This window comes from Maritimimonas sp. 2405UD52-3, from assembly GCF_056591715.1.
On the sequence record NZ_JBWQOL010000003.1, the window covers coordinates 454,929 to 468,370 of the forward strand.

Below are 13,442 nucleotides of genomic sequence, written 5' to 3' on the forward strand. Positions count from 1 at the left end.
TTAGCTGATTTCCATTGAATGATAGACATTGTTCACATCATCCTCTTCTTCTAATCTTTCTAAAAGTTTTTCTACGTCGGCCTGATGTTCTTCCGAAAGTTTGCTAGTAGTAGTTGGAATACGCTCAAATTCTGAGGATAAGATCTCAATATTACTATCCTCAAGATATTTTTGAATAGCACCAAATTGTTCAAAGGGTGCATAGATCAAGATACCGTCTTCATCTTTAAAGACTTCCTCAACTTCATAATCAATCATCTCTAGTTCAAACTCTTCTAAATCCATATTTAATGAATCTTCATCAATGCGAAAGTTCACTGTATGATCAAACATAAACGCTACGGAGCCCGAAGTTCCTAAATTACCCTCACATTTATTAAATGCAGCACGCACATTGGCAACGGTTCTATTATTATTATCAGTTGCCGTTTCTACCAATACAGCAATTCCATGAGGTGCATATCCTTCAAAAAGTACTTCTTTAAAATTCTCTGTGTTTTTATCAGACGCTTTTTTAATAGCACGCTCAATATTATCCTTAGGCATATTGGCAGCCTTAGCATTTTGAATCACTACACGCAAACGAGAATTGGTTTCTGGGTTTGGGCCACCTTCTTTCACCGCCATAACAATATCTTTACCTATTCTGGTAAAGGTTTTGGCCATAGCAGACCAACGCTTCATTTTACGTGCTTTTCTAAATTCAAATGCTCTTCCCATATATTTATTTGTAAGTCTTTTTTTGTTTAAAATTTTATGAGTTTGGCAAAAATACTTATTTACCCCAAGTTGTCAAAAACAAAAAAGCACACTCAAATGAGTATGCTTTTACCTTATATTTTTAAAACGGATTAAGATGTTTGCTTTTCATCTTTATTGTTAAAAAAGAATTTACGTACTCCTGCAAAAGCTGCAACTGCCCCAATAGCAATAAACTTCCAGAATTTTAGGAGTAATGCAAAAAAACCAGCCTTCGCTAAAACTTTACCTACAATTAGTCCGCCAATACCATATGCTGCAACTTTATCTATACTGGCATCAAAATCACTGTATTTATAACCATCATTAAAGTTTACACTCGCTAAAATACCATTGACGTCCTTTTGAAATTGTGGTAATACATTTATGTCTCCAATAGCATTTAAATTTAGATACCCCTTTCTACCTAAAACTCTAATATTATAATTCAGAGTATTGATCTCACTCTCATCAAAATTCAATTCTTTGGCCCAGTGTAGTTTTTTATTTTCAGTATCATAAAAAGGCTCGGCTGCCCATCCTACGAGTTCTATAGAGCCATAACCTAATTTTTGTCGTTCTTCATTAGAAGCTTCTGCTTCTTTTTGCATTTCTTCTAAAAGCTCATCGTAGTCTAAATCTTCAGCATCTTCATCTTCAATATAACCTTCTTCTAGATATTCAATTTCTACAGCATAGGTAAAATTATCACTTACAGGTGATGTGTTTTCGGGTAATAATAAGCCTAAAGGGCTAGACCCTGGAGGATTTCCCCAAATATCTTCAATAACACGTTTACTTTGAGGGCCATCTAAGAATTTATAACCTTCAGGAACATTTAATGTAGCTAATCCATTATCTAAGTTAATGATGCCATGCTCATAGGTAAAGGTTTTTTCTATGCTATCCATGACCCGCTGATATTCTTTTAAGACTTTTTCACTAAGAATAGGTTCTTCTTCTGTTTGAGCTATTGCTATACAAGAAGACAATACAATAAGTAATACTGCAATTTTTTTCATAATTGGTTTTGATTTTTGATTAGTATATAACGCCCTTACTTCATTTTGAGTACATGAAGTGTTGTTTTTTTTAAATCTATTTTTAAATTTAGGTAAATTTTAATTCGAGCGAGTATGAACACTCTATATAAGAAGTTAATCATTTTTATGTGCCTTAGTTTTTTTACTAGTTTGGGTGGTAGTCAAGAAATGGATAAGAGTGTTAAAAAAGTTCGAATTTTTTGGGATGCATCTTTGTCTATGATGAATAGAAATACTGAAAAAGATTTTATTTTTTTATCTGATTATTTTAAAGATTTTCCAAACGTTACTATAAAGGTTACCGTTTTTAATAATACAGTTATAGATAAAAAAGACTTCAATATAATTAATGGCTCATGGGAAAAACTCAAAGATTATTTGAGAAACGTAATTTATGATGGTTCTACTAATTATAAAGGCTTAAGTTCTTTTATAAACAAAGAAGACGAGATATTATTTTTTACGGATGGACAAAGTGATGCATTTAAATCATCAATAGTATTAGATTCAAATGATTTTGTAATTAATTCTGTTGAAACACCGGTAACCAGAAAAGTTAATAGTGAAAATAAAATTTCCGGATTCGTATATAATGATGAAACTCCTTTGAAAAATGTTAAAGTTACTGAAGTTAGCAAACAAATATCTGTAACTACAGATATTTCAGGGAGGTTTATAATTGATGCCAAGAAAGGTGATAAATTGTTATTTGAATACGTAGGTTTTGATATTGTTGAATATTTAGTAGAGGATACTAAAAATATTCTTGTTACATTTTTTAGTAAAGCTGAAGCTCTAGATGAGGTTACCGTCATTGCTAAGGGTAGGTTTGATTATGATGAAAAAGTGATAACGCCTTTTGGTGAAAAAAATAAAAAAAACATAGGATATGCTATACAAACAATATATGATAAAGATTTTTCACCAATTGCTACGAATGCAACACAGACAGTACAGGGAAAATTTTCAGGTATAACCCTAGGGCAAAATGATGATTTAAGTCAAGTAATAATGAGAGGACCAAGTTCAATGCTTTCAAGTAATTTCGGACTTATTGTTTTAGATGGTGTACCAATGCCAAGGTCAAATTCAAGTGAAGGAAGTCTAGGCATAAGAGGTACAAGTTATTTAGACCCTAATAATATAGCGAGTGTAACTGTTTTGAAAGGATTGGCTGCTACCAATAGATATGGTAGTCTGGGAAATAATGGAGTTCTACTAATTACCACTAAAACAGCTTCATTTGATGATAAAAACAATAAATCGAAAATTAACATTTCTAACGACAATATTTATAATGAAGAAGTTGTTAGTTTACCTAAGGCCCAAGATATGGGATACATTAAAGAACTAAAAAAAATAAAAAAAACATCTGAGGCCTATAAGCATTATTTGAATCAAAGATTATTATATTTAAATAATCCTGTTTATTTTGTGAATGCTTATGTTTATTTTGAACGAAAAAATAAAGGTATTGCAGATAGAATTGCTTCAAATATAATTGAACTATTTCCTGAGGATATTCCTTCACTTAGATTATTGGCATATACATATGATGATTTAGAAGAGTATGAAAAGGCGTTAAAAATATATAACAGAATATCAAATTTAAAAACTCGTGATCCTCAATCATATTTAGACTTAACACTTTCTTTTGCTAAGAATGGAAAATATAAAGAATCATTAGATCTATTTAAAAAGATCACCAATAATGCACTTCCTACAAACCTAAATTTCATAGGATTAAATAAAACGGTTAGTAATGATTTTAGATCTTTTATTAGAAAAAACAAACCATATTTAGATTTAGAGAAAGTAAACCCCAAATATTTACATAATACAGAGTACGATGCACGAATAGTAATAAAATGGAACAACCCGAATGCCGAATTTATAATCCAATTTGTAAACCCATTAAAAAGGTTTATTACTTGGAATCATACACAAAGTGAGAATTCAGAACGCTTGAAAGATGAAATTTCTAAGGGTTATTTCACTGAAGAATTTCACATAGATGGTGATATAAAAGAACTTAAAGGGAAATGGTTAATGAATATTAAAGATTTAGGTAATAAGAGCAATATTCCTAATTACTTTCAGATAACTTTGTATTCTAATTTTGGAAGACCTAATCAAACCGAAAAAAATGTGTTATTTTCTTCTAAGAAAATAGGAGAGAATGAAAATGTATTAGCATTTAATGTAGATTAGACTTGTAGTACCCCTAAGTTAAATGGTTTCTCAATAGGGGCATGATTAGCAGCTTCTATTCCCATAGAGATCCAAGTACGTGTATCTAATGGATCTATAACTGCGTCAGTCCAGATTCTGGCCGCTGCATAGTAGGGGGAAACCTGAGCATCGTACCGGGATTTAATTTTATTGAAGAGTTCTTCTTCCTTTTTTTTAGTGATTTGTTCTCCTTTTTTCTTCAATGCCGCCGTTTCTATTTGCAGCAGAACTTTAGCTGCGGAATTTCCGCTCATAACTGCCAACTCAGCACTAGGCCATGCAACAATTAATCTAGGATCATACGCCTTTCCACACATGGCATAATTTCCGGCGCCATAGGAATTACCAATAACCACCGTGAACTTAGGGACTACAGAGTTGCTAACGGCATTTACCATTTTTGCCCCATCTTTTATAATACCTCCATGTTCTGATTTGCTACCTACCATAAAACCAGTAACATCTTGTAGGAACACCAATGGGATTTTCTTCTGATTACAGTTTGCAATAAATCGTGTTGCTTTATCAGCAGAATCTGAATAGATAACACCACCAAACTGCATCTCGCTAGGTTTGGTTTTAGCCTTCGTAGTTTTTACAATTTTACGCTGATTTGCTACAATACCAACGGCCCAGCCATCAATGCGTGCATATGCGGTTATAATACTTTGACCATAACCTGCCTTATATTCATCAAATTCTGAATTATCAACCAATCGCTTGATGATCTCATACATGTCATACTGCTCATGGCGCTCTTTTGGCAAGATTCCATAGATTTCTTTTTCATCTTCTGATGGTTTGGTTGAAACAATGCGGTTATACCCTGCCCTTTCAAAATCACCCATCTTACTCATGATGTTCTGTATGGTAGTTAAAGCATCTTTATCATCTAAAGCTTTATAGTCGGTAACGCCAGATACTTCGCAATGTGTTGTGGCACCACCTAAGGTTTCATTGTCAATATCTTCACCTATAGCGGCTTTTACTAAATAACTTCCGGCAAGGAAAATACTTCCTGTTTTATCTACAATCAAAGCCTCATCACTCATAATAGGTAAGTAAGCACCGCCCGCTACACAACTGCCCATTACAGCAGCAATTTGCGTAATACCCATACTACTCATGACTGCATTATTTCTAAAAATACGTCCGAAATGCTCTTTGTCAGGAAATATTTCATCCTGCATGGGGAGATATACGCCGGCAGAATCAACTAAATAGATAATAGGTAATCTATTTTCTATTGAAATTTCTTGAGCGCGTAAATTTTTCTTTCCAGTAATGGGAAACCAGGCACCTGCTTTTACAGTAGCATCATTGGCAACTACCACACATTGTTTTCCTTGTACGTATCCAATTTTCACTACTACACCTCCCGAAGGGCATCCGCCATGTTCTTTATACATACCCTCACCGGCAAAAGCACCTATTTCAATAGAAGGTTTTTGATCATCCAATAAAAAATCAATGCGTTCACGTGCTGTCAATTTTCCTTTTTCATGATGCTTTTCAATTCGCTTTTGGCCTCCGCCCAATTTTACCTTAGCTAATCTCTTCCGTAATTCTGAAACAAGCAATTTATTGTGATCTTCGTTTTTATTGAAGTTGATATCCATGAAGTTGAATGGTGTTTTATATTGTGGCTAAAATACGAAAAGCCAAAGAATATACTTGTAACAATTTAGCAGTATGATATACATATATTTAAAGCGATTCTGTTTTTTAATTCCATTTTTTTAGCGAAATTGCTTCACTTAATCTTAAAATGTTCAACCAAATAAAATTCACAATATGTCTGATGATTTTGACTTACTAGAAACAAGTTCTAACGAAAAAACCGAAAAAGTAGATGTTAATTGGGGGAAAGCCATAGACCAAATGAAGTCTAAATTAGCACAAGAAGACGATCCTGAAAGTCGTCAGAAAATCTTGAATGCAACATTAGACAATGTTGTTGATATGGCTGAGAAAGATAGATCAACACTACTAGATGCCATTAAAGATCTTACCGATTATCAAGATGAAGTAGGTATTATGTTTGAAGGTTTTTCAGCTTTAAATGCTGAAGAACAAAAGGTGATAGATGATGCTATTAAGCGTTTAGAACGTGCTAAAGTTGAACTGGAAGACGCAAATAACAAGCCTGATACTTGGTGGAATAACCTTTGGGGTAGAAAAAGTAAAATTAGAAAAGCTGAAGAAGAATTAAATAGTGCACAAAAAGAGCGCGATGCTGCCGACAATAAAGCAAAGGCAATGTTTCAGCAACGTATAGAGACTGCAGATGTGCAAACACTTTTGAATGAGTTGTCTTTTAAAAGTCAAGCAGCAATTAAACGCTTAAAAGATAGGGAGCTTGAGATAAAAGAAGTAGAAGAAAGCCTTAAGACGGCCATTGTTGAAGCTAGTAATAATCATACTAAAGCATTACAAAAGAAAAAGGAAGTTGAAGCGAATTTAGAAGAACAATATGCACTATTAAAGCAGGCACGTCAAGCTTTAGAAGAAGTTGCAGATAAGCAATCAACGGAATACTCTGATGCTTTAGCTAAAGTCACTCAGTTAGAACAAAAAGTTGAAGAGTTAGAAGGACTTAAAAATGCGTATACCACATTAGCAGCTTCTAAAGATAGTTTTGTACACAAACATAATTTGACAATAAAAGTGCTGACTTCATTGCGAAGTAATTTGCAAACGCATAGAGCAAAATTAAAATCGGATACTGATGAAAGACTAAAATATTATGATGGTTACGTAGTGGCTTTAAAAGCTAGAACAGATCAGGAATTTGCAGCTATTTTAGAGCATTTAGGCGTTAAGACGGATGAGCATATTGGTGAAACTTTGGCTGCTATGCATACTGCTAGTGCAAAAGCTCGTCAAGAAATGATGGATAATATACCGGTTCATGAAAAAGTAATGCAGGGTGTTTATGGCAGCTACGCTGAAGCTTTGAAAGAAATTAGAAATAAGGATGCTGAGATTCAAAAAAACTTCGCAGATCGATATGGTATTGATATGAAAGAAATTTTTGATGAGTATTATAAAGCAGATCCTAATGAGGCTGCTGGAGGAGATCCATCTGGAGATTCAAATCCTGAGTCAAATGGAGATGACTTATTGTCTTAAAATAATTTGAGAGATTTACATTATTATTTTTTGCTTTCGCAAAGAGATATTTCAATCTAATACATTACGAGAATTAAAAAATTAGTGACTGAAAAATGATAGTTACACCTTTAGATTCTGCAGAACTCGATTCAAAGGAACAATATGTTTTCTATCATAAAATGATGGATTTTGCCCTTAAAGAACTCATCGTTGCTGTACAACATAATCAGATTTGTAATCAGCAAGAGATACTCTTGTTTAAACAATATTGTGATCTTTTGTTGTACTCTATTGAAGCCATGCGTGTAAAGTACATGTATGATGAAGAGGAGAACATGAAAGTGGATTTAACAGATTCTGGTTTTCCTAACTATTTAGAATTTCGTTATTTATTTAACGATCTAGAATTGCGAGAAGATTATCTAGGAAAATTGACAAAAGTTGATGTGTTAAAAGAAGAGTTTTTAGATACATTACTCCGCAAAAAAGAGCCTATTGCTAAACGCAAGCTATTTCAAGCAGCTTCCATTGTTTATTATTCTTCGGCAAAGAAAGAGTTTATTTTTAATCGTTTTGTTCAAGGTAAAATTATTGAGGCTCCAAAAGGGTCTCCAGGAGAATACTTAGTAAGTTGGAGTTTTTATGAAGTATCGCATAACAGACCTTTCATTTGTTTTATGTATTTCAATTATGACGGAAACAATGTATTGAAAGAGAGAGAGGAAATTTATAAAGTTTTAAAAATTGTGGCAGACAGAGAATTGGCATTAGATATGATGGCATATGCGATAGATAAAAGGTTGCCAAAAGTATTTCCTAAACTTGTAAGGCGTATTGATTTAGGCCCCATACATAATGTGTTTGCAAAGGATGAAAACCAAATTACACATGCTATTTTAGAAGGTATTTCAAACAAAACGATTCCTTTAGAATCATATGCTATTTCATTTAAAATTGATCAGGTAAGTTCTAAAAGTGAATTTAAGGAGGGAAATTTTTTCAGTAAGCAGATATTTCAAAATTGGGATGCCATATTTAGAGAAAATTTTGTATTCGCTCCGCATCGTATTATACAACTACTTTATAATAAAACACCCGAATACATGAACAAACTGGCTAAGCCTCCTATTCAGGTGGCAGATTTGACAATAGATGCAGTTTAATAACCAAAAATCACAACCAACCAATAAATATGGAGCATAACTCAACCTTTCCTATAAAAATTTCAGAACTTGATGTATTAAGAGATGAAGCATCTTCCTACCTAAAAAGTATACAATGGGAACAAAGTCAGCGTGCTAAAAATAGGGATAAAGATGCTCAAGAAGATTCTATTTTGCTATACCTATCAAGAGCGAAAAATGGAGGTGCTGGAATAGAAATCACTTCGGTTTCAAAAACTATTTTGGCATTAAAAAAGAGATTGTTACCAGACTCTGTAGCCATTCCTATTTATTTAAATCAAACCTTATTTGCAGTTCAAGAAGCTATTACACTAGGTATTTGGATAAAAGATAGTTATTATGACGCTTCAGGTTTGTCAAGTTTAAGCGAGCGTAAATCTTCATTAGATAGTGCTGGAAAGCGGGAGTATGAAAGTAAAATGCACACAGCTACTGCTTTTATGCTCTTTTCAATAGCCTATAATGTATTGTATAATTTACGGGATGTTGCTTCCGATGATCTAAGTGTAATGAAGCAAAAATTTGCAGGTATACCTGAGGTTTCTTTATTATCACCTTTAAAAGGGATTTCATGTGCTCTATTTTATTATGATAAATATTTGTCACATCCTGATATTGTGAAAACAGATAAAGATGTGATTGACTTTACTGTAGTTTATTTTGAAGCTTTATTAGATGAAATTCAGTTGCGTAAAAGCTCACTAGAGTATACTGAAACCATCTTAGACAGAACTTATAAACTTGAAAAATCAGATTTCGCTGTATCAGGTTGGGAAAATGTATTTAGTGGTACAGCAAAAAGTGTAGAGTTCAATAAAATTAAGTTTGAACAGATTGTAGGTAATCGTGACGCTAAGCACTTCGCAAGGCGTTTAACGGAACGCATGTTAAGTTATGATTTCACAGCTAAAAAGAACCCGTTTCAGGAATTAGGAGGCTTTATGCCCGTATTTATGGGATACGGTATTCCAGGTACAGGAAAGAGTATGCTCATAGCAGCCATTGCTACAAGATTAAAAGAACTTAGTGAACATTTAGAAATACCATTTTTGTTCCACCCTATGCCAGATACCTTGATTAGTACTTTTCAAGGTGGGTCAGCTGAAAAGATGGTAGACTGGATGAAGCCCTTGCAAGATCCAACTAAATTAATTTTTGCTCCTATAGATGATGCAGAGAATAATTTACAAGAGCGTACTGCACAAGGAGTGTCAGCAGGTGTAAAAGAAGTAATAGGTGTGTTTTTACGCTATACAGAGGGAGCATACGCTGTAAATTATGGGAATAGCTCTATCGGATTGTTCACTAATCTCCCAGAAATGTTAGATAAAGCTGTTATTTCACGTGTTCAAGGACGTTTTAAAATTGATGGTGCAAGAACAGAAAATGACTTTTTAGATCAAGATCATATATGGTGGAGAAAGTTTGAAAAGACCATGCCGGGATTTGTGAATATGGATGATCCTGAAAATTACACCTATTTAGATGATCAGATTCTGGCCAAGAACATGGGTGAAATATTGAAATTGGCAGAAAAACCAACAGAAGAGCGTGTTTATGAAGCTTTTGATAAAGCTTCAAAAGCGCATGAACATGATGATCATCTGTTTTATGCTAGTCTATATAAGGAAATTCAGCAACTATTTCCATTCTTTTCATCTCGTGATGTTCGTAACATTCAATCGGCTATTTCCTTACGATTAACAGATTTTGATCTGGAGGATGACTGGTTTGAAAATCCTGAATTCTATTTCGCCAAGGACTATGATACAAAGTTCAATATGCTACGTGAATTAATGAAGACTAATATGAAAGGGTTGAATTTCTCTGATATTAGGCGTCAAGAAGTGGTGCGATACCTTGATAATGTAGCTACAATAGCAGATACAGACTTTAAGCGTAAAGTAGACGCTAGAGTGAATCAGTTAAATATAGAGTTAGAGGCTAGAAGAGAATTTGATAACTAACTAAATAGTCTCATTTTTTTATATGGAAAAGGAAGAAATAACGGTTATAGAATCAAGAAAAACGAAGTCCGGTAGAAGCTGGCTAGAACGACTTAAAGATGAAAGTTGGGAAGCTGAACTTTTGGTATCAGCTATTGCAATCTTTGGAACATTTCAGCTATTCGGTATCATTAACTGGGGAACCAATTGGTTTATTGATACATTGGATCCCAATCAATATTTTATCGGGTATATGATTATTTTTTTCGGATTGGTAGCTGTCAGCATACTAGCTTCTATGTTTGTAATCCATTTCTTTCTCAGAGCATATTGGATAGGTCTAGTAGGTTTAAATTCGGTTTTTCCAGACTATAGTATTGAAGACAGTGCATATTCAAAAATTTATACTGAAAAAATACTCTCCATACTTCCTAAATTAAAGGATTCTATACAAAAAGTAGATGAACTTTGTAGCGTTATATTTTCTGCAGCCTTTACTTTCTTGCTTATGTATGGTTATATGGCTCTTTTTTCAAGCGTATATTTATGGTTGTATAACGTACTGTCTAAATATGTTCAAACTGAGATATTGCTGATTCCATTAGGTATACTTGCATTTGGTTTTTTAGTTCAAATGGTACTCTCAATTATAGCCAATATAAAGGTAAATCGTCAAAAGAAAAATTTACAAACTTGGAGTTTTAAAGTAGTGAGATTGGTTTCTTTTATTGCGTATGGTCCTCTATATAAATCAATATTACAAGTATCAATGATTTTTAGCTCCAATTTTAAGAAGAAAAAGTCATTATCCTATTTGATGATTGTATTCTTATTTTCAGGAATGATGGTGGCCGTTTTTCAGATCAATAAAACAAATATTCCTTATTTAATTAATCAAAAAGCTTATTTTAATGCTACAGAAATATACTCTGGCTACTATGAAACGAGTAACGAAAAGAATGACTTTCTATTGGCTCCTGAAATTGAGTCTGATAAAATTATATCTCCTTTAGTAAAAATTTTTATACCCATTTTTTCGAATGAAAAGAGGATGCGAACAGAAATTTGTGGCTCATTTGTAAAAGATGATACAAATTCTAGAGAAGAACAACGAAAGAATAAGAGGATTCATTTGTTAAACTGTTATAATACATACAATCATATATCCTTAAATGGAAAAAGGCAAACGGTTGATTTCTTAAAACTTGTACACCCACGTACAAATCAATTTGGTATTGTAACCTATGTAAAACTCTCTGATTTAAAAGTGGGTAGAAATATAATTAAAGTAGAAAAAAAATTTGGCACAGACAATGACCAAGAGTGGTCAATTCCTTTTTATTATATACCAAGTAAGCAACTATAGAGCATGGATAAATTAAAGGCTGCAAATTTATATAGAAGTGAACTGTTACCTATAAGCGGTAAATTGGTTGAACGTTACAACGAATGTTTACTTCAGTTAGGTTTTGCTAAAACTAAATTAAAGTCTTTCTCTATTGATGGTTTGGGGTGGAGCCCTGAAATTGCTGAAGAAAAAGATGATTTACATTATTTAAATCACGGACAGGCCAACCAACATGGTATTATTATTACCCCGAGGCAGAAAGGAAAACCTGTGTATGTACCTTTTCATTCCTTTGACAGGGAAATGATGCAATTGATATTCAAAACCCATGGTGAACAAATTGCTGATATTACTAGAGATAGTGCCATTTGTATTGATTTTGATCAAGATATAGATGCCTTTTATGAACCTCTAGATGTTTTGCGGTATGATAAAATCATGATCAGTTTTCATCTGATCAATGACATGATAGGAGCGCAAAAGAAGCAGGAAAAATTAATCAATAAATTTAATTCAGATAATAACTTTATTGATGAAACTATTCATCAACAGTTATTAGATTCTGCTAAAAGGTTTGGAGATTTAAGAGGTAGAAACTTACATTTAGAGCCTATTGAATTTAGAGCAAATTCATTTTATACCAGAGCTTTTGGTGGCATGTATATCTTACGTGACTTCATCAAACCTATAGTGGTTTTTGAAGATGAAAAAGCACACAAAGAGGCTATTAATGATACTACTCATGATGTATTGATCTACCATACCTCTCAACCAGAATTAATGAAAAAACTTCGTGATCATGTGATCATTGAATATGATTTATATGAAGAAGTAAGTACACCCCGATATGAACGTATCAAAAAATTTCTTTTGGCACATTTTCTTGAGAAAGCCGAGCATCCAATTAAAGACATCTTAACAAGCAAAGTGCTATTTAAAAGTTATTTGAATAAAATTGAAATGCATGCCAGAAAAAAAGTAATGGGTGTGGACCGTTATGTAGAAAAAATGCAAGTGAACAATCAATATAAAATAGCAGATTTGGTTGACACAGATGTTTTTCATGCATTGCATAAACCTCATTCTTCATTGACACCAAAACATCAGGATCTTATCTGGAAATTATTAGTGAATGTTTCAGCTAAAGATATCTTGTTTTTATATTGGTATGATAAGGAAGAATTTTACAACCAGTTTAAAACCTGGGATGATTCATTAAAAGACTGGGTGATTGAAACCATTCAGCAGCATATATAAATTTGACCTAACTTAGTACAACCAACAACATATACTTATGACACTTGAACTCATTGTATTTATAGCAGCCGTTCTTTTCGGAGCCCTATTATATTGGCGCGAATCACAGGGCAACAAATTCTATCGTTTTTTTAATAAAATGATGTATTCTAAAGAATTGCAAATGAAACCTGAAGATAAAAAAGGCTTCATATATCAACAGAATTTTTTACTTCGTTTAGTATTTATCACCTTTTTATTTTTGATCGGTATTGTTGTTACACGCTTTATCATTCCTATAGACTTAGCTACCATCTCTTTGTTTGCGTCAATGATTGCGGGAAGTGTTTTAGGTACATATCTGGCTGGCTTTATTTTTAAATCTTCTGAAGTGATTGATGAAAAATCTGATTCCCTAGAAGATTTGGTTCAAGATACCATAGAAAAAGGCAAAGACTTTATTGAAGATATAAAAGCAAAAGATGATGCAAAAGAAGAGATTACTGAAGATGTTCAAAAGGAAGTAAAAGATATTCCTAAAGAGGAAAAGAAGAGTGCACGAGAGCGATTAAAAGATAAAGGGTACCTACAATAGATTAAA

Annotated in this window: 10 protein-coding genes; 7 read left to right on the plus strand and 3 right to left on the minus strand. The window is 33.1% G+C overall.

Going from position 1 to position 13,442, the window contains the following annotated elements:
* Both AC1EU5_RS10095 and AC1EU5_RS10100 read right to left on the minus strand, forming a co-directional pair.
* The gene (locus AC1EU5_RS10095; protein ID WP_480192261.1) at positions 1–720 is read right to left on the minus strand and encodes a YebC/PmpR family DNA-binding transcriptional regulator; all 720 of its coding nucleotides are present in this window, start codon (positions 718–720) and stop codon (positions 1–3) included.
* 131 nt (positions 721–851) lie between these two features.
* Entirely contained in the window at positions 852–1,760 is a 909-nt protein-coding gene (locus AC1EU5_RS10100) for a DUF2167 domain-containing protein (RefSeq protein WP_480192262.1), read from the minus strand.
* 114 nt (positions 1,761–1,874) lie between these two features.
* Between AC1EU5_RS10100 and AC1EU5_RS10105 the strand changes: the two genes are divergently transcribed.
* The gene (locus AC1EU5_RS10105; protein ID WP_480192263.1) at positions 1,875–3,992 is read left to right on the plus strand and encodes a TonB-dependent receptor plug domain-containing protein; all 2,118 of its coding nucleotides are present in this window, start codon (positions 1,875–1,877) and stop codon (positions 3,990–3,992) included.
* On the opposite strand, the gene AC1EU5_RS10110 is transcribed toward AC1EU5_RS10105, so the two are convergent.
* Positions 3,989–5,632, minus strand: a complete 1,644-nt coding sequence (locus AC1EU5_RS10110; protein WP_480192264.1) for an acyl-CoA carboxylase subunit beta — start codon at positions 5,630–5,632, stop codon at positions 3,989–3,991. The genes AC1EU5_RS10105 and AC1EU5_RS10110 overlap by 4 nt on opposite strands.
* Before the next feature lie 175 nt (positions 5,633–5,807).
* Between AC1EU5_RS10110 and AC1EU5_RS10115 the strand changes: the two genes are divergently transcribed.
* The 6 genes from AC1EU5_RS10115 (at position 5,808) to AC1EU5_RS10140 (ending at position 13,436) form a co-directional block, all read left to right on the plus strand.
* A complete protein-coding gene (locus AC1EU5_RS10115; RefSeq protein ID WP_480192265.1) occupies positions 5,808–7,145 on the plus strand; it encodes an Atg14 domain-containing protein in 1,338 nt (445 codons plus the stop codon).
* A 95-nt stretch (positions 7,146–7,240) separates the two neighbouring features.
* Positions 7,241–8,290 carry a hypothetical protein gene (locus AC1EU5_RS10120; RefSeq protein ID WP_480192266.1) on the plus strand — a complete coding sequence of 350 codons (1,050 nt, stop codon included), beginning with the start codon at positions 7,241–7,243 and terminating at the stop codon, positions 8,288–8,290.
* Between the two features lie 29 nt (positions 8,291–8,319).
* Positions 8,320–10,278: an AAA family ATPase gene (locus AC1EU5_RS10125; RefSeq protein ID WP_480192267.1), complete on the plus strand. Its 1,959-nt coding sequence runs from the start codon at positions 8,320–8,322 to the stop codon at positions 10,276–10,278.
* Between the two features lie 22 nt (positions 10,279–10,300).
* On the plus strand, positions 10,301–11,623 hold the full coding sequence (locus AC1EU5_RS10130; protein WP_480192268.1) for a hypothetical protein: 1,323 nt from the start codon (positions 10,301–10,303) through the stop codon (positions 11,621–11,623).
* 3 nt (positions 11,624–11,626) lie between these two features.
* Entirely contained in the window at positions 11,627–12,862 is a 1,236-nt protein-coding gene (locus AC1EU5_RS10135; protein ID WP_480192269.1) for a DUF6638 family protein, read from the plus strand.
* A gap of 37 nt (positions 12,863–12,899) precedes the next feature.
* Entirely contained in the window at positions 12,900–13,436 is a 537-nt protein-coding gene (locus AC1EU5_RS10140; RefSeq protein WP_480192270.1) for a hypothetical protein, read from the plus strand.
* The last annotated feature ends 6 nt before the right edge of the window (positions 13,437–13,442 follow it).